General features: G+C 48.1%; 12 protein-coding genes and 1 pseudogene. 6 read left to right on the plus strand and 7 right to left on the minus strand.

Annotation, left to right across the window (positions count from 1 at the left end; translation table 11 throughout):
* Nucleotides 1-176: 176 nt before the first annotated feature.
* Nucleotides 177-1,019, plus strand: coding sequence for an endonuclease/exonuclease/phosphatase family protein (locus CWM47_RS23980; protein WP_100990703.1), 843 nt, complete (start codon nt 177-179; stop codon nt 1,017-1,019).
* Between the two features lie 230 nt (nt 1,020-1,249).
* On the opposite strand, the gene CWM47_RS23985 is transcribed toward CWM47_RS23980, so the two are convergent.
* A complete protein-coding gene (locus tag CWM47_RS23985) occupies nt 1,250-2,950 on the minus strand; it encodes an amidohydrolase (protein ID WP_100990704.1) in 1,701 nt (566 codons plus the stop codon).
* 379 nt (nt 2,951-3,329) lie between these two features.
* Here CWM47_RS23985 and CWM47_RS23990 point away from each other — a divergent pair, with 379 nt between their 5' ends.
* A complete protein-coding gene (locus CWM47_RS23990; protein WP_100990705.1) occupies nt 3,330-3,758 on the plus strand; it encodes a response regulator in 429 nt (142 codons plus the stop codon).
* Between the two features lie 26 nt (nt 3,759-3,784).
* Here CWM47_RS23990 and CWM47_RS23995 read toward each other — a convergent pair whose 3' ends face one another.
* Entirely contained in the window at nt 3,785-4,960 is a 1,176-nt protein-coding gene (locus tag CWM47_RS23995; protein WP_157816056.1) for a hypothetical protein, read from the minus strand.
* 250 nt (nt 4,961-5,210) lie between these two features.
* Here CWM47_RS23995 and CWM47_RS24000 point away from each other — a divergent pair, with 250 nt between their 5' ends.
* Together CWM47_RS24000 and CWM47_RS24005 are read left to right on the plus strand one after the other, a co-directional pair.
* The gene (locus CWM47_RS24000; protein WP_100990707.1) at nt 5,211-6,428 is read left to right on the plus strand and encodes an NADP-dependent isocitrate dehydrogenase; all 1,218 of its coding nucleotides are present in this window, start codon (nt 5,211-5,213) and stop codon (nt 6,426-6,428) included.
* A 111-nt stretch (nt 6,429-6,539) separates the two neighbouring features.
* Nucleotides 6,540-6,947: a Dabb family protein gene (locus CWM47_RS24005; protein WP_100990708.1), complete on the plus strand. Its 408-nt coding sequence runs from the start codon at nt 6,540-6,542 to the stop codon at nt 6,945-6,947.
* Between the two features lie 76 nt (nt 6,948-7,023).
* Here the strand turns inward: CWM47_RS24005 and CWM47_RS24010 are convergent, their stop codons facing one another.
* The 4 genes from CWM47_RS24010 to CWM47_RS24025 all read right to left on the minus strand — a co-directional run bounded on the left by CWM47_RS24010 (nt 7,024) and on the right by CWM47_RS24025 (nt 12,598).
* On the minus strand, nt 7,024-10,317 hold the full coding sequence (locus CWM47_RS24010) for a M4 family metallopeptidase (protein ID WP_100990709.1): 3,294 nt from the start codon (nt 10,315-10,317) through the stop codon (nt 7,024-7,026).
* Nucleotides 10,318-10,515: 198 nt separating this feature from the next.
* Nucleotides 10,516-11,016: an FAD-binding oxidoreductase gene (locus CWM47_RS24015; RefSeq protein ID WP_240625412.1), complete on the minus strand. Its 501-nt coding sequence runs from the start codon at nt 11,014-11,016 to the stop codon at nt 10,516-10,518.
* 126 nt (nt 11,017-11,142) lie between these two features.
* Nucleotides 11,143-11,649, minus strand: a complete 507-nt coding sequence (locus CWM47_RS24020; protein WP_100990710.1) for a SixA phosphatase family protein — start codon at nt 11,647-11,649, stop codon at nt 11,143-11,145.
* 151 nt (nt 11,650-11,800) lie between these two features.
* A complete protein-coding gene (locus CWM47_RS24025; RefSeq protein WP_100990711.1) occupies nt 11,801-12,598 on the minus strand; it encodes a 3-keto-disaccharide hydrolase in 798 nt (265 codons plus the stop codon).
* A 123-nt stretch (nt 12,599-12,721) separates the two neighbouring features.
* Between CWM47_RS24025 and CWM47_RS24030 the strand changes: the two genes are divergently transcribed.
* Complete coding sequence (locus CWM47_RS24030; RefSeq protein ID WP_100990712.1) at nt 12,722-14,623, plus strand: family 16 glycoside hydrolase; 1,902 nt, start codon at nt 12,722-12,724, stop codon at nt 14,621-14,623.
* Between the two features lie 94 nt (nt 14,624-14,717).
* Nucleotides 14,718-16,727, plus strand: coding sequence for a c-type cytochrome (locus CWM47_RS24035; protein WP_100990713.1), 2,010 nt, complete (start codon nt 14,718-14,720; stop codon nt 16,725-16,727).
* A 453-nt stretch (nt 16,728-17,180) separates the two neighbouring features.
* On the opposite strand, the pseudogene CWM47_RS40330 reads toward CWM47_RS24035, so the two are convergent.
* Nucleotides 17,181-17,351 (minus strand): annotated as a pseudogene (locus CWM47_RS40330) (hypothetical protein); the annotation flags it as partial.
* Nucleotides 17,352-17,730 lie beyond the last annotated feature (379 nt).

Raw genomic sequence — 17,730 nt, forward strand, 5'->3', positions numbered from 1 at the left:
TTGTATAATTGGGAGCAGGTGGCTGGCGCGGGTTTGAACCCGTGCCTGTTCATGTAGCAAGCCGGGCCAGCGCCCCGGTTCGCTTGCGCCAGTAAATACTGGCTTCATGGACAGGCACGGGTAAATACCCGCGCCAGGATGCTCCCCAACTCAATAACATTTTAAACTCAACACAAATGCGCGTACTGATTTTCCTTTTGCTTGGTAGCTTACTACACACAGAACCCACGTTTGCCCAAAAAGATATGCCTATCACGGTGGCTACCTACAACCTTCGTTACGACAACAAAGGCGATGGAATCAATGCCTGGCCAAATCGAAAAGAAAATGTGAAAGGCCTGATTAAATTTCACGAATTCGATTTATTCGGGACTCAGGAAGCTTTACGGAATCAGTTGAATGATGTTGCCGAACTCGACGAATTTGCCTTTCTGGGCGCGGGGCGCGATGATGGCAGGGAAGCGGGGGAGCATTCGGCCATTTTCTATAAAAAAGACCGCTTTAAAGTCCTCCAGTCAGGCAATTTCTGGCTAAGCGAAACCCCCGATAAGCCCGGTAAAGGCTGGGACGCTACCTGCTGCAACCGCATTTGCTCCTGGGCAAAGTTCAATGATCTGAAAACGAAGAAAGAATTTTACTTTTTCAGCGTTCACTTCGATCATCAGGGCGTCGAAGCCCGTCGGCAATCGGGCAAACTTATGGTTGAGAAGATAAAGGAAATAGCGAAGAATACGCCCGTTATTCTGGTTGGTGATTTTAACTCAACACCCGAAACGGAGCAAATTAAAACCATCCAGACCTTGCTCAATGATTCACGTAGCGTAACCAAAATGGCTCCCTACGGACCAGAAGGCACATTTAACAGTTTTAAATTTGATGCGCCGATGGATAAGCGCATCGACTACATCTTTGTCAGCAAGCAGTTTGATGTGCTCAAGTACGGTGTCCTGACCGATGCTAAAGAGCAACGCTACCCCTCCGACCATCAGCCGGTTGAAGTGAAAGTAGTGCTGAAGTAATAAAGTAGTGCTGAAGTAATTCTGTACGGTTACAGAATTATGCATAAATAACAAGCGCATTTTTGTCATCATTTTGTCATCCCGACGTAAGGAGGGATCTTCGGACAAGACGAAGTGATCCAACTTAACGAAGATCCCTCCTTACGTCGGGATGACAAAAATGCGCTTGTTATTATCAAACATTTACCGTTAATATTATTCGCAGATTCACGTTGTGGGTAACCTCAAAATTACCGCGAAGACGATGACGAGACTTTAGCCGCAGCCGATTTCTCTATTACTTTCTTCACCGCTTCCCGCTGGTCATCGCGTACGGTTGGGTAGGTAATATTAAGCTGTTCCAGATACGTTTTGTATTTGCTTGGATCGTAATAGAACTTCTCCAGCTTCGGTTTGAACTCGGTCATGATCTTCTTATTCAAATAGATAGCCGGTTGCTCTTTAGGTGAAATCAGAGGTTCGTATTTGATGTCTTTCGTCTGTTCATCTTTGTAATAGGCCCAGGCATCTTTGATAAGTTCGGGCTTGAGCAACAGGTCCAGCAGGGTCATAGCCTCCGCTTTGGCCCCATACACAATTCCCTTGTGAGCAATAGGTGTTGCCATCGAAATAGCATTGGCCCAATGGTGACCCGGCAGGCCGGGAATATTGCTTGGGTAACGCAGCACGATAGTGGGCAATGACCAGGAAATATCGGCAATATCATCCGAGCCGCCCCCCATTGGCGTCATAGCCTGCCCGCCCATCATCACGACGGGTGCCGAGGAGGTAGGCATTCCCATCGAATCCAGTTTTACAGCCAGACCATCAATTTTTGGCGCTTGCAGTTCAATCTGCGACGCTCGCGCCAGCAATTGATCTTCGTCGGACCAGGTTGGCAAACCTACCTTCTTGATATTATCATACATAGCAGCTGCTATAGGGCGGTTGGTATGCACCGGCCAGGCCGATCCCAAAATATCATAGGTAAATTTAGTGTCGGTCATCAGGGCCGCGCCTTCGGCTATTTTCACCCCGGTTTCAAACAGTTTCTTGATTTTAGGATACGTTCGTTCGCGGAAGTAGTACCACACGGCGGCTTTGGATGGCACCACGTTGGGCTGGTCGCCACCATCAGAAATAACGTAGTGAGAGCGCTGGGTAAGTTCAAGGTGCTCGCGCCGAAAGTTCCAGCCGATATTCATCAACTCCACCGCATCGAGGGCGGAGCGTCCGCGCCAGGGGGCACCCGCTGCGTGAGCTGCCTGCCCTTCGAAATTAAACCGAACCGACACAAGACCGTTATAGCCATTATCGCCCCAGGACACACCGAGGTTGTTCCCCACGTGGGTGAATATACAAGCGTCCACATCTTTGAAATACCCATCCCGCACGTAGAACGCTTTGGTTCCAACAAGTTCTTCGGCAACGCCGGGCCAGAGCATGAGCGTACCGGGAATTTTGTCCCTTTCCATGAGTTTCTTCACGGCCAATACCGCCACAATGTTTAGCGCCTGACCCGAATTATGGCCTTCGCCATGACCGGGAGCCCCCTCAACGATTGGGTCTTTATACGCTACGCCGGGTTTCTGGCTGGCTTTGGGAATACAGTCAATGTCGGAGCCAATGGCAATCAGCGGCTTACCCGACCCCCAGGTAGCAATCCAGGCGGTAGGTATTCCGGAAATACCTTTTTTGATCGTGAAACCTTCTTTTTCGAGGAGAGTCGTCAGATATTTGTAGGACTCTTCTTCCTGAAAGCCAAGTTCAGCAAAGCTAAACAGCATATCGTTGATCTGCTGGGCCTGCACTTTGTTGGCTTCTACCGCAGCCACCGCTTCGGCTTTGAGCTTTTCTAATTTATCTCCACCCTTTGCAGCTTTTTTACCTTGTCCAAAGAGTAAGGCCGGGGCTAGGAATAAGACAAATAAAAGTTTTGTACAGTTTTTCATGGGTAATGCCAAATTTTGTTTAGGTTATTGCGCTATGAATAGTTAAATGTACTGAAAATTAACACCCAGGGCGTATTTTGTTTTATAAAAAAAGGCAGCTCTGATAACTAGTTATCATTTTCGTCGATGAGAAATAAAACCCACTAACCTTCCCAACAACTGAGTTGCCTGTCGAACCACTATCATACTTTGATTATATTTTGGAAACTCCTACCTTTCTTTAAGTAAATAACATACTACGCGTGGTATGTTACATGACATTTAAGTTAACACATACTGTATTTCTTGACAGTACACATTACTTTTCTGCCATTAAATCGAGTTCATTTACCAGCGCATTTATTATAATTCAAGCTACCTTATCGAAGCAACCTTTACCATGATTCCATCTCAGTCTGAATGCGTCTTTTTAGTGGATGACGATCAAGATGACTACTTCCTGTTTAATTACTTTTTCTCTCGGCATAACCCCGGCTGTAAGCTTAGGCTTTTACCCGACGGAGAGGAATTAGTACAGGCTCTAGAGGAAGTTTCTGAATTCCCAAAGCTGATTTTACTGGACTTGAATATGCCTTTTATGGGTGGCTTTGACGCCCTCAAATTAATTCGCCAGCAATCAAAATATGACAGCATTCCTATTGTAGTCTTCACCACGTCGCAGGAAGCGAGCGACCGTCAACGGGCCACAGCCTTGCGAGTTGCTGGCTACATGACCAAACCGAAAACGGTTGACGGGCTGGATGAGTTTGTCATTCAGGTAACTCACGACTGGCTGGAAGGCAAATGTGTCAGGACGAACGAAACTTAGTCGAGTTTCAACACTAAGCTGTTTCTTTACTCGCGTTTGATAAGCGGCACATTTATTGTGAATTGCAGCGAACGAGAGGTGGCAATGCGAGTCACCCCATCCAATACAAAATGAGGCATTGTACGCAACTCCACATAGATACGATGTTTTTCTGTTAAGGGAATATCAGCGCCCAGACCCGCCAAAAAACCGACTCCTATATTCGTTTTATGATTAATAAAAATATCTGCGTCAACATTAACTTCTGTATACTTTCCACTCATTGCTGTTCTTAATGTGGGTCCCACCCCTGCTTTTAGATACCAGCGTGTCGCTCTATTGATAAATACATACCGACCCGTAACTGGCAACGAAAAGTAGCGTTCGTCAAACGAATACAGCCGGGGGTTTACAGCAGTGGGATCAAGGGGGTTTGTTAACGGTACAGTGAGGCTACCAGTATATTTACTCGCTAACAATTCAACAGAGATCGAAAGCCGTTTACGGGGTACAACCGTAAAAAACGCGCCTATTGTGCCTGTATAAAAAGTGCTATAAACATTATATGGGTTATAGTAAACCGTATTTATTGGATCAGACGTGCCATATTTCCAACTATTCATGCAGCCAATTGCCGATAAACCAGCCTCATAGCGAAATCGTTTTTTGGTCTGGGTAACCCGTTGAGAAGGCCGAACGCACTGGTTATATGTATTGACAACCCGTTCATAGTAAACTTCTGAATTATAAAAAGAACCAAGGCTCAACAAGTGAGACATTTGAGCGCTTTTACATTCCGTCAGGTGTTTTGTCAATGTTAGCAGGGCCAGATTGCCTCGTAATGGAACGAATGTGTTATCTGGCAAACGCAGCGCATGGGTCATTCGACCTTCGGCGTGAAAGAGGCTGTAGAGACTAACGTAGCCTTTAATTTGCTCACGCATAAAATAACTGGAAACAATGCCTTCTTCGGTTAATTGTACCGGCGCATAGTCGATGCCCTCGGCCCGATATGTTACCAGCAGCTCGGGACTATAACTGCGCTCAACGGCTTTATTGTTGTTTCTAAAGAGCAGGGTTTTATTGTCTTTCTGCCTGACCTCTCCCCGTAATGTATCACCAGCGGCCGTTACTACATAACCCGGTGTGAATAACAATTGAGCAGTAGCACTGGTTAAACGCAGTACTGTGAATAGAAGAATAGCAACGTATAGTTTCATCATGGTGTATTTTTTATTGCGAAAAGTAAACATCAAATATGAAAATAGCTATGAATGAATACTTAAAGTCGGTATTAGTTTTGAGGCTCAAAGAATAATTAAATCCGTACAGGTTACTTAACCCTTATGCCATCCGAAAAATAAGTCTGAAAGTCAGTAGCAGGCTTGTTTTTTTTCATTTTCTCCCTTGCCCCGCTTTCACTACTTTTGCACCAAGTTTTGTATCGTTTTCAATCGTTTATAATCAAGTCAAATGGAAAAAATTAAAGTGGCAAATCCGGTTGTCGAACTGGATGGCGACGAAATGACCCGTATCATCTGGAAATTCATTAAAGACAAGCTGATTCTGCCCTACGTTGACGTTGACATTAAATACTACGATCTAGGCATCGAGTATCGCGACGAGACCAATGACCAGGTAACGATTGATGCGGCAAATGCGATTAAAGAATACGGTGTTGGTATCAAATGCGCGACCATTACCCCCGACGAAGATCGCGTTAAGGAGTTCAATCTGAAGCAGATGTGGAAGTCGCCAAACGGCACGATCCGCAATATTCTGGATGGTACGGTTTTCCGCGAGCCTATCGTGATGAACAACGTTCCCCGTCTGGTAACCAACTGGAAATACCCGATCATCGTGGGTCGGCACGCGTTCGGTGATCAGTATCGCGCAACCGATTTCCTGGTACCGGGCAAAGGTAAATTGACCATGAAGTTCGAAGGCGAAGATGGTACAGTTCTGGAATATGACGTGTTCAACTTCCCGGGTGCTGGTGTCGCTATGGGTATGTACAACCTCGACGAGTCGATTCGTGGTTTTGCCAAAGCCTGTTTCAACATGGCTCTGCAAAAGAACTGGCCGTTGTACCTCTCGACTAAAAACACAATCCTGAAAAAATACGACGGTCGTTTCAAGGATATTTTCCAGGAAATCTACGACGCCGAATTTGCCGGTAAAGTACATTACGAACACCGCCTGATCGACGACATGGTTGCCTCGGCTCTGAAATGGGACGGTAACTTTGTTTGGGCTTGTAAAAACTACGATGGCGACGTTCAGTCGGATACTGTAGCACAGGGCTTTGGCTCGCTGGGTCTGATGACATCGGTACTGGTAACGCCCGATGGCGATACAATGGAGGCCGAAGCCGCCCACGGTACCGTTACGCGTCACTACCGCGAGTATCAGAAAGGCAACAAAACGTCGACCAACCCAATCGCTTCGATCTACGCCTGGACGCGTGGACTGGCGTTCCGTGGTAAACTGGACGACAATCAGGAACTGATCAACTTCGCTAACGCACTCGAAGCCGTTTGTGTAGAAACCGTTGAAAGCGGCAAAATGACCAAGGATTTAGCGCTGTCGGCTTATCCGGTTGGCACCAAGCTAACAGCTGGTGAGCATTACATGAACACCGAAGATTTCCTCGACGCGCTGGACGCGAATCTGCAAGCGAAGCTGGCGTAAGTTTATGCGTATTCAGACCTATAAGGTTTTAAAAACCTTATAGGTCTTTTAGTGTCACTCCATAGTAGGGTGGCATTTTTTTATCTTTTACCGACCAAACCTTACTACTTTATGAAACACATGCTTACTATCGTGGCGTTGATGCTTTTATCCGCCACGACTTACGCACATATCCTTAACAGCGATCCTCCTGTCAAAACCATGAAAAGCACTTCTGTTCAGCACATCGTGCTGTTTAAGTTCAAGCCCGAAACAACGGCCGAAAAAGTGAAAGAAATTGTAGCTGCCTTTGAAGCACTACCATCACAGATCAAGGAAATCAAAGGGTTCAAGTGGGGTACCAACAATAGCCCCGAAAACCTGAACAAAGGATTAACGCACGCGTTCATTCTCACTTTCGATAATGAGAAAGACCGGGATGCTTACTTGCCGCATCCAGCTCACAAAGCCTTTGGCGGCATCGTTGGTGCCTGGCTGGCCGACGTTACTGTAGTAGATTTCACAGATCAGGCTAAGTAAACCTGTCTGGTGCAGAAACCCGAAAGCGGTGCTCTGGATCATACCGGGCACTGCTTTCGTGTTTACACCTGTCATATTACTCCTTAATCACCTTGCGGTTCGCTGTGCCGGTGGGTGTTTGTATTTGCAGGAAATATAACCCTTTGGGCAAATGCCCGACCTCCAGCGTGGCCGCGTGCTGACGAGCACGCATAACGGGTTGAACAACCGTAGCGCCTGTTAACGTCTGGAGCGATACGCGCTCGATGGTTTCAGTGCCGGGCAGTTCAATGGTGAGTGTTGAATTGACAGGATTCGGATAAAGTACCATAGCGTCAGACCAGAGGGGTTCTGTACCCGTAACGGTAAGCACGTTAAATGACCGCTCCACAGCCGTGGCCGCATAAAACTGCGTATTGCCATCCTGATAGGCGCGAATGGTGACGAGTCCCGTGCCGGTAAATTTCAGTGTGGAGCCGGTTAGCGTGGCCGGGCCGCTTTTCACCTGGAAACTCACAGGCAAACTGGACGAACAGGTTGCCTTGAGCGTCATGTCTCCCTGGTTACTGTACCGGTCGGCAATGATGTCGAACGTAATTGTCTGGGTGGTTTTTGTGGGTAATGTACGGGTAGCCTGCGTATACCAGACCGGCCATTTTGCGTTCATATACAAGACAGTGGCCGTTCCTGAAGGCGACAGTTTATCAGCCCCCAGATTGATTCCCGAAATATCCTCTCGTGTACCTGTCTCGGTGCTGAACACCAATTTATTATCCAGACGCGAGTAGCTTGGAAAGCCTAATGTATTGTTCTTATACACAGTCTTCAACGTACCCGTACTCAAATCCGTTGCCAGCACATAGTACGTGTTATCGTTATCATTAACGTAATCGAACGAAATAATGTCCGGCGAGTTTTTTGAAAACGATGGGTTTCCAATGCTTTCCCCCTGTTCCAGATCAGAGAATAGCTTCTCGATGGTACCGTCGGCAAAATCGCCTGTTTTATTATTCCAGACATTCATGAACCCCACATCCCAATAGTCAATGGCGTCGCCACTCGTGTTCTTAATTTCGTTATACGCATCATACACGATGTTTTCTCCGGCAAAATCCCACTCGAATGAGTCAGCATACAGCACATCGCCCGTTTGAACGCCCTCTGTATAAGTCGGATTATAGAGTTTAAATTCTGCCCATTTCTTTTTGGCATAACTATATACATAAATAGACCCATCCTGATCGGCCGTAAGCGCAGCTAGCTTGGTGCCATCTTTCGAGATAGCTACGTTATCCCAAATGGTCTCATCGGAGATTACCGTTTCGGTGGCTGTGCCCGATAGGTTCACCGCCCGGATTCGCTTGTCTGCTGTTACGTAATAAGCCGTTTTTCCATCGTCGGTAACACTTGGCCGGTGACGCATACCCAATGTCGATTTCGGGTCGAATTTAGCGGGCTTGACATCTACAACCGTCGAGTAGAGTTTCGAGTCACTTGCATCAGCCAGGAGCAGTAAATCCTGTCCCGCAGCCACCGGCACATCGGGTTGCTTACCGGGTGTCGATGGCGTGCTTTCGGTAATACCTACGGCATCGAAGGCATTTTTAGCAGCAGTCACTTCGGCACCGGTTGACCCATATAAATCTCCGGCGGCCTTGATGATGGCCAATCGCAAATCCAGAAACTGCGATGTGCGAACAAGATAGGTGGTCAGAGCACGATAATACACTCTTTCGGCTTTGTCTTTACCGACAACCGTAGCGAATTTATAGAAGGCAAAGTTAGTAATGCCGCTATTGGTGTGAACCCCACCGTTATCGTCGGTGGTCGTTTCGTACTGCGACATGGTGGCAGGCTGATACCCATTTGGGTCTTTGCTTTTGCCCCCCTGATTTGGATTCGAGAAACTCCGCAATGCTCCCGATGGTAATATACTCGGGGTAGCAATGTCTTCGCCAACCGTCCAGTCATCGCGGTCAATCATGGCGCCAAACACATCGGCAAATGACTCATTTATAGCCCCCGATTGGCTTTTATACTGCAAATTGGCGGTATTTTGTATAACGCCGTGCGTCATTTCGTGGCCTGCTACGTCCAGCGCTCCGGCTAGTGGCTTCAACAATCTGCCGTTGCCATACGCCATAATCTGACCATTCCAGTAAGCGTTATCCAGTCCCTTGCCATCGTCGTCCACAATATTGATCAGGGAGACAATCGTAGCCCCGTTACCATTCAGGGCATTTCGGTTGAATGTGTTCCGGTAGTAATCATACGCGACTCCAGCATTGTAATGGGCCGAAATAGCCGTTGCAGTCCAGTCGGCATTATTGGTTGAGGTAACCTGATACAAAGTGGGATTATCCCCTTTAATATTCCTGGCATCTACTGTCCAGAGCGCACCAACTGGGTCGCCCGGCATTTTAGACGCCGTGGCATTGAACATAGGCCGCGTTGCGTCGATCAGATAATAAGCGTTATTACTCTGCTGATATGTCTGTATAGAACGAGTCACCCCGTTCAAATCCTTACCCGACGCCTTGATTGGGCCAACGACCGTGCAAGTATGATTGTATTTATCCAGTACGTCCCCGGTTTTGGCATCAATAACATATTCCCAGCGTTCGAGCATATTAGGGCGAACGGTCAGTTGATAAGCCAGTTTTGCAAGCCCGTTTTCCGCAAAAACGCACAGTTCACCTTCGATCGATTTCATTTTCAGGATATTATCACCGAACGATCGAACCGTTGACGTCTTTCGAACATCGGCCAGCGCCCGTGCCAACGCATCGGCTAGCGCCAGTCTGGGCGTTATCTCCAACTCATTTGGAATAGATTGGTAACGGCCATTCAACAGAGTCACCTCACCATCGGCCAGGTGAGCTACCAGCTCGGCACCGAGTACCGGAACGCCCCGGTGGGTCTGCATCAACCGAACGTGCTGTTGACCGAGGTCGTCGGTTTCGGTTCGGGTAACGGTAAAGTTCGACGCAGGATTTTCGAGTTTAAGTAACCCACGCACCTGCCCCATAAACTGAAAAGTTACCGAAGCAGCGGCTTCTGCCGAGAGTCGTGCTCCACCACTATTTTTAGCCGAATTTGGGGTGGTTTGGCTGTTTGGTTTTCGCTCGATATATACCGGGAGCCCCGTTGTGGAGTCGTTCACAGCCCTAAGCCGCAGGGATGTCATCGCCTGATTTTTAGCTAGCAAAGCGGTAAGCGTCTGACGGCCTGCGCGATTTGTCGGTATCGGCCTGAGGTCGGCATTCAAGCGTCTGGCCAGTCCTATTGAAGGCTGGGTAGTTTTGACCTTTCGACCAAAGCCGGTGCCGGGCTGCTGGGCAAGCCCGCAAGTGGCGACGAGAAGGGTTAGTAAAAGGAAAGGTAGTTTCATAAGAGTAAAGATTAAAAGCCCTCAGTATTTTGTGTATCAATGATTACAATCAAGGAACTATCTCCCGCCGGTCCGACCACCCCCAACCCCCTCCTAAAACAGGAGGGGGCTATGCAGAAGGATAACCCGTTACTAAGCCCCCTCCTGTTTTAGGAGGGGGTTGGGGGTGGTCGGACCGGTTGGAATTAATAGAACGCGTCATTTCATCCTTGATACCACCGGAATCATTGCCATAAATGAATTATAAAATTTCTTGTAGCTGGCAGGTACGGTCACACCCGCAGCCCCCCACGAAACTTTGTTTTCTTTCCTGCCTTTTTTCCAGCGGATGAAGGTGTATGTATTTCCGGGGTTATCGAACCGGGCTGTTTTTATCTTACACGTTTCCTCAGCTATAGAAAACACGCGCTTTGTGTTGGCGGTCGTTTGCCTACCAATAAAGGTGAACGTCGTATCGCGGCTACGTCGCCCGAAAAGCTTACCATTATCCAACAAGCAATAAGTAGTGGAGAAACCGGTAAACCCACCCCCGCTACCCACCATCACCTGTCGACCGGTGTAAGTTGTTGGCGTGCCGGTTGTAGCCGTCTGCGATACTACCGGCATTTTATCACCCGTTGCGCGGATACCCTGCCCATTTATCAGCAGAAATGGCAGAGACAGGAACATCGAAAGCATTGTCAGAACAAATCGTTTCATTGGCAAAGGGTAGTTAAGCAATAAGTCCAATAAAGGTAAAGCCGCCTATAAACCTCGTCAATACTGGATTTGAATGAAATGATAGAAACAAAGGATAAGTCGGTAAATAAGCAGCACCAGGCACCTTCAGGGAGGTGTTGGCTGGCCGTATGTAGTTGGTAGAAAAGTAACCGACTTATGGAATAACCCCTTTTGCATTTTCACCTGAAACAGGTTATCAAAATCTCCTGATTCAATTTTACTCATTGCTGGTTTAGCCCCAAGTGCCCTGGCAATTTCCAGAATCGTATTGCTGTGCCCTACTACAAGAACCGTTTTGTTTCGAATGCGGCTAATCCGATTAGCGATCGCTTCGACTGGTTTTCCCGGATAGTCTTTCAAGGGAACGCCAGTACGTTTGGAAAGTGCCATAGCCGTTTGACGGGTTCGATTATAGGGCGTCGTAAAAATAGAGTCGATTCCTTTAGCGGCCAGCGTTTCTGCCAGTGCGTCGGCACGTGCATAGCCCGCTGGCGTTAAATCGCTGGTATCCATTTCGTTCACTTTCTCAGCATGCCGGACAATGTATACCGTAGTTGTTGAACAGGCTGTGGAAACTACAATCAGGAAAACAAAAAGAGCAAAGAAGCGCATACATGTACCTACGGGCTTTAGTCCGTGTTTAGATTACTGTTTATGACGTCGACTTACGGGCTAAAGCCCGTTGGTACGTATGTGCAAGTATACAAAAAGCCCCCGGCATTCACCGGGGGCTCTTACTAAGTGGTTAACTTACAGTAGTCTGTTACAATTCGCGAACCCATATGTTACGAAAACCAACTGGATTGCCGTGATCCTGCAACAGGATTGGGCCTGCTCCGTGAGCTTGCACTTTCGGGTAACCAATGTATTCGGTCGTACCGCGAATGGCTGCGTGGTTCTGCACCAGAATACCATTGAGCAATACCGTTACATAGGCGTAATCGAGCATCATGCCCGCTTTGTTGAAACGGGGAGCCTGATAAATAACATCATACGATTGCCACTCCCCGGGCTTACGGCTTGGGTTTACCAGCGGAATAGCCTGTTTGTAAATCGATCCTACCATGCCGTCCACATAGGTTGGGTTGTTGTAGTTGTCAAGCACTTGCAGTTCATAACGGCCTTGTAAAAAGACACCACTGTTGCCACGGCCCTGGCTGTTACCTTCTACTTTTTCGGGGGTTTTGAACTCAATGTGAAGTTGAAAGTCGTTGAATTCTTTTTTCGACCGTGCCGAGAAGCCTTTGGTCGAGTACATTATGCCATCGGTTACCGGCCATTTCAACGGGCCTTCGTTTACTTTTTCCCAGTTAGCGGGCGCATAGCCTTTAATGGCTACCCATTGATCGGTGTTCTTACCGTCGAACAAAACAACGGCATCCGATGGCGCGGTAGTGCCGCTGGTATTGGCAGAAAATACGCCGGGCGTTACAACAGGGGGTACTGGCTCCCAGATTTCAGTAGATTGTGGCGTTTGCTTGGTGGGCTCAAGTTGGGCTAAAGCCTGATTCACGAAGGCAAAACTGAGGCAAACAGCCAGTGATACGCTTAAGTTTTTCATGGAGAAAAAATAGGGTTAATGCATTCCGGATATAAAACGTCCAAAGATAGGGTAAATGTCAATTATCAGTCTTTTACATGGAAAAAATGTAACTTTCGATCTTCAAACTTCTTTTCTTATCTCATGGTAACCCCATCTACTACGACCCGTTTTTTCTGGTCGCTGGGCGTTGGCTGGGTTGCTGGTATTGGATTGGCAATGGCTCAACCCGCGCCAGCACCTGGTATCGCAATCCCCCTCAACGACTTAAGTGCGTTTACATCGCCAACCGCCAATTGGCGCATTGCCGGCAGCGTTCATGCCGACCTGAACAAGCCCAACACTATTACAACCGACAAAGGAACCGGTATTCTCGTTAATGTTCCGCTGGCTAAAATGCCGGAAGATGCCAAAAATCCTTACAAATATGATCTGGTCACGACGCTCCAGCATGGCGACGTTGATCTGGAACTGGATTATATGATGGCGTCGAAATCGAATTCCGGCGTATATCTGCAAGGTCGCTACGAAATACAGATGCGCGATAGCTGGGATATTCGCACGCCAAATGTGCATGACAATGGGGCCGTTTATGAACGCTGGGACGAAAAGCGCCCCGACGGTCAAAAAGGGTACGAAGGCCACGCAGCTCGCCAGAATGCCAGCCGTGCCCCCGGTTTATGGCAACATTTGAAAATTTCGTTTCAGGCACCGCGCTTTAATACTAACGGTCAGAAAACCGAAAATGGACGCGTTATCCGGATTGAGTTGAACGGCGTTCCTATTCAGGAAGATGTCGAGCTAACCGGGCCAACCCGTGGCTCCGCTTTTGCCGACGAAAAAGCAACTGGTCCACTTCGCTTTCAGGGCGATCATGGTGCCGTGGCGTTTCGCAATATTCGCTATGTGGCCTACGACAAACCCCGCCCTGAACTGCTAAACCTTAAGTATGCGGTCTATAAAGGCAAATACGAGAAAGAACCGGACTACGACAAAACTGCGCCCGAATCCGAAGGCGCGACCAAAGTACTGTCTACCTCGATCAACCAGATTCCAAATGAGTTTCTGATTCGCTACACGGGTACCCTGCGCGTATCTGAACCCGGCGAATACCGCTTCAATCTGGGTGTGCCGGGTGGCGGAGGTATGCTAAAGATCAACAAGCAGTCTGTTGTTACGCCCGGTGGCTGGAACGGCAGCGGCAAGGCGACACTGCCCAAAGGTGATGTGCCGTTCGAGTTGTTCTACTCTAAATTTGTAGACTGGGCACAACCTGCGCTGGGTCTGACCGTAGCCGGGCCGGGTGTTCGCGAATTTGTTATCAGCGAAGGTGCCGGAGGCAATGGCGACGACGTTGACCCAATTATTGTCGATGCCCCGAACAACACCATTCTCCGTAGCTTCATGGATATGCCCGGCGTGGATTCGCCCGGCGAAAAAAATACTCAGGGCCGTACTCTACGCGTCGTACACGCTATTTCGGTAGGTAGCCCCGAGCAGGTACATTATACGTATGACCTCGACAAAGGAGCACTAATACAGGTTTGGCGGGGCTCGTTCCTGGATGCAACACCCATGTGGCACGACCGGGGCGATGGTTCGTCGCGGCCAATGGGTATGGTGCAACGGCTGGGTACACCCGTTCTTTTCCTGAGCAAACTAGCCTCACCACAAGCCAACTGGATTGCCGATACCACCGGCTCCAGCTACCGTCCTAAAGGCTATGTGCTGGACGAAAGTGACCGGCCTACCTTCCGCTACCAAAGCTATGGCTCGTCAATCGAAGACAAGGTTCGGGTGTTGCCCGAAGGTAAAGGGATTCAGCGGGAAGTGACCGTTGCCAACCCGGCCGGTGATCTCTATGCCCGGCTAATTAGCGGCACCAGCATTACACCAATGGAAAATGGCATGTATCTCGTTGACGGACAAGAGTATGTCCGACTAGACGATCTGGCCGGTGCAAAACCCACTATTCGGGATGCCAACGGTCGGCAGGAATTAATTGTTCCGGTGAAAGGCAAAGTCATTTACTCAATCTTATTTTAAATAAGAACACAGATTGAACAGATCTCACGGATTAAATAGAGTTTTATTCTTCTATATCCGCTTCATCTGCTCCATCCGCGTTTCCATCCATCAGATGAAAAAACTACTTATTTCCTTACTGGCTACAGCTTCCCTAACGGCGGCAATGGCGCAGGAATCGCCGAAGGAAGAAGATTTCTTTAAACTCCTGAAAGTAACGGCTCCCGAAGGTACACTACTCGAAGTGGGTGGTTTAACTGTATTGCCTAATGGGAACCTTGGCGTAGCCACTCGCCGGGGCGATGTCTGGATTGTTGAAAACCCAACCAGCCGCACACCTTTCTTCCGCAAATTTGCATCAGGTCTGCATGAGATCCTGGGGCTTACCTACCGAGATGGTGCTTTCTACTGCGCACAGCGTGGGGAGCTTACCAAAATGATCGACTCCGATAAAAATGGTAAAGCCGACATTTTCGAGACCATTTACGCCTGGCCCCTATCAGGACATTATCACGAGTACAGTTTTGGTCCAAAAATCGCTCCCGATGGTCAGTTCTTCGTAACGGGCAATGTGGCCTTTGGCGATGAAGAATGGTGGCGGGGCGAAAGTCGTGTCCCCTGGCGCGGCTGGACAATGAAAATCAGCGAGAACGGAACTATGCAGCCCTGGGCCACCGGTATGCGCTCGCCTTGCGGACTGGGCATTTACGATGGTGAACTTTTCTACAGCGACAATCAGGGCGAGTGGATGGGATCGGGCGGCATTTTCCATGTCAAGAAAGGGTCGTTTACGGGACACCCGGCGGGTTTACGCTGGACTGGCATGAACAATTCACCCGTTAAACTCACTACCGAGCAGTTCGTTGCCAAAATTGATGAACGTCGACGCCGAGATGAAAACGGGCGGGCCATCAAACCCGAAAATGTGGTTAACGAAACGCCCAACCTGCTGTATGGCCTGAAAGAAACGTTTTCAAGTGTCGACGTTCAAACGCCCGCGGTTTGGCTGCCTCATGGCATTTTGGGTATCTCTAATTCTGAAATTCTGGAAATACCGGAGGGCGCGTTTGGACCGTTTGCAGGGCAGCTGCTCGTTGGCGATCAGGGCATGAGCAAAATCTCGCGGGTGTTTATGGAAAAAGTAAACGGCGAATACCAGGGCGGGGCTATTGAATTCCGAAATGGGTTCAAATCAGGGGTACTACGTATGGCGTTTGCCAAAGACGGCTCCCTCTTTGTGGGCGAAACCAACCGGGGTTGGGGCTCTGCCGGAGAAGCTAATGAAGGGTTGCAGCGCGTAGCCTGGAATGGCGCCATGCCCTTCGAAATGCGTACTGTAAAAGCCATGCCCGACGGCTTTGAAGTAGAATTCACGAAACCGGTTGACCGTAAATCGGCCGAAGATTTAGCGTCCTATCGGGTAGAGAGTTTTATCTATAAATACCATGCGGTTTATGGTAGTCCGACCATCAACAAAGAAGCGTTACCCCTTAAAGGCGTGAAGGTTTCGGCGGATGGCATGAAAGCCCGGATCATTGTTGGCGATTTACGCAAGTACTATATCCACCAGCTAACACTGGATGGCGTTCGTGGTACAGAAGGCTCCTATTCGCTTGTTCACCCCATTGCCTATTACACGCTGAACAATATTCCTGAAGGTGAGAAACTGGCAATGAGTGAGGTAAGCACGAAAAACTCGGCCGCGGTTTCGGCAGCCCCGGCCGTTCCGGAAACAGGCAAAAAAGTAGTCCCTGCAAAAGCTACGACCAAAGCTGTCATGGGTGGCAAGCCAAAACTAGTTGAAGGACAGGCGGTCACGATGGCTAAAGCGCCAACCTACGATGACGTGAAAGGCCTGCTCACTCGTCATACTTGTGCTGCCTGCCATCAGGCAAACAAGCGGCAGGTAGGTCCAGCTTTCGCCGACGTGGCAAAACGCAAATACACCAACGACCAGATTCTGGCCTTGATTTACAACCCAAAACCTACGAATTGGCCCGATTATGCCACCGAAATGCCCCCTATGCCGCAAGTTCCCAAAGCTGATGCGCTGAAGATTGCCGCCTGGATCAACTCACTGGCTCCATCAAGCGGCAATGCATCGGCGGGTGCGCCAAAGCCTTGATAGGTTTACCATTTTTATCTGATAAATAGAAACCGTATAAACATAATAAGCGCTCTTCGAAGAGCGCTTATTATGTTTATACGGTATGCACATGACCTGAACGTAGTCTAAATTGAACTATCTGAATGAGTTCATCGACTGGCTGGTATCGACGATTCAAAAATAGTCGATCCGATGATGTTTACCATTTCACACCTATTTATACTATTGAAGTGATTAACAACTCTATGGATAGCGAGAACGATCCTTATAAAGGCACAAAGTAATCCCCTTCGCGAAACAACCCCTTAGATTGACAGCCGGGCGTTTGCAAACAGAGTTTGATTAATGATTCTCTAGAAATCATTGACGGGTAAATTCGCCTTCACATCTGTACCGATTTCCGGTAATTTTTGAGCCAGTTCCAGAAACAGTCCTGTAGCTGGAACTGGCTCTCTTAGCGCCCTTCTTTCGCTATTCGGCTATAACACTCCACCCGGCTTTGATAGAATGGCTGGTTTTGCGGGCGTTATCCAATCCCCACGCTGAACTTTTCTCCATTTTCACATTGCTTCTGATACCAAGTAGATTCATCACAATGGTGTAAGCAGTATAACTGTCGTATTTTTCAACAGTTATACAAAAAGATTGTTTACTACTAGTTAACGTTTAGTGATTATTTTTAACTAATATGACTCAGATTATGTATTTTATAATAGATTGTTGAAGCTCAACTCGCCCGAGCATTTGTTGCTTAATCCAAAGTATGTTCAGTTATATAACATTGCCCTATTTTTTCGCTACAAGCAATATATAGTGCCTCAGGAATAAAATTAATAGATGTGGTAACAAACACATGCTTAGTTAAATCATGAAGTCTGCTCTACGTGAAATCGGCCCTCAAATCTACTGAGGGCCGATTTAGTTTGTCCTAACCAATCGTACTGAAATTTACATGAACAGGCTGGGCAAAGATTACAACTTCCTTTTTATTAGACACACCAAAAAAATCAGCTTTGTTATG

Source organism: Spirosoma pollinicola (assembly GCF_002831565.1).
Classification (GTDB): domain Bacteria; phylum Bacteroidota; class Bacteroidia; order Cytophagales; family Spirosomataceae; genus Spirosoma; species Spirosoma pollinicola.

Bases quoted from the DNA above. Each gene is read 5' to 3' on its own strand.
- CWM47_RS23980 (WP_100990703.1), top strand. From the start codon at position 177: ATGCGCGTACTGATTTTCCTTTTGCTTGGTAGCTTACTACACACAGAA.
- CWM47_RS23985 (WP_100990704.1), bottom strand. From the start codon at position 2,950: ATGAAAAACTGTACAAAACTTTTATTTGTCTTATTCCTAGCCCCGGCC.
- CWM47_RS23990 (WP_100990705.1), top strand. From the start codon at position 3,330: ATGATTCCATCTCAGTCTGAATGCGTCTTTTTAGTGGATGACGATCAA.
- CWM47_RS23995 (WP_157816056.1), bottom strand. From the start codon at position 4,960: ATGATGAAACTATACGTTGCTATTCTTCTATTCACAGTACTGCGTTTA.
- CWM47_RS24000 (WP_100990707.1), top strand. From the start codon at position 5,211: ATGGAAAAAATTAAAGTGGCAAATCCGGTTGTCGAACTGGATGGCGAC.
- CWM47_RS24005 (WP_100990708.1), top strand. From the start codon at position 6,540: ATGAAACACATGCTTACTATCGTGGCGTTGATGCTTTTATCCGCCACG.
- CWM47_RS24010 (WP_100990709.1), bottom strand. From the start codon at position 10,317: ATGAAACTACCTTTCCTTTTACTAACCCTTCTCGTCGCCACTTGCGGG.
- CWM47_RS24015 (WP_240625412.1), bottom strand. From the start codon at position 11,016: ATGAAACGATTTGTTCTGACAATGCTTTCGATGTTCCTGTCTCTGCCA.
- CWM47_RS24020 (WP_100990710.1), bottom strand. From the start codon at position 11,649: ATGCGCTTCTTTGCTCTTTTTGTTTTCCTGATTGTAGTTTCCACAGCC.
- CWM47_RS24025 (WP_100990711.1), bottom strand. From the start codon at position 12,598: ATGAAAAACTTAAGCGTATCACTGGCTGTTTGCCTCAGTTTTGCCTTC.
- CWM47_RS24030 (WP_100990712.1), top strand. From the start codon at position 12,722: ATGGTAACCCCATCTACTACGACCCGTTTTTTCTGGTCGCTGGGCGTT.
- CWM47_RS24035 (WP_100990713.1), top strand. From the start codon at position 14,718: ATGAAAAAACTACTTATTTCCTTACTGGCTACAGCTTCCCTAACGGCG.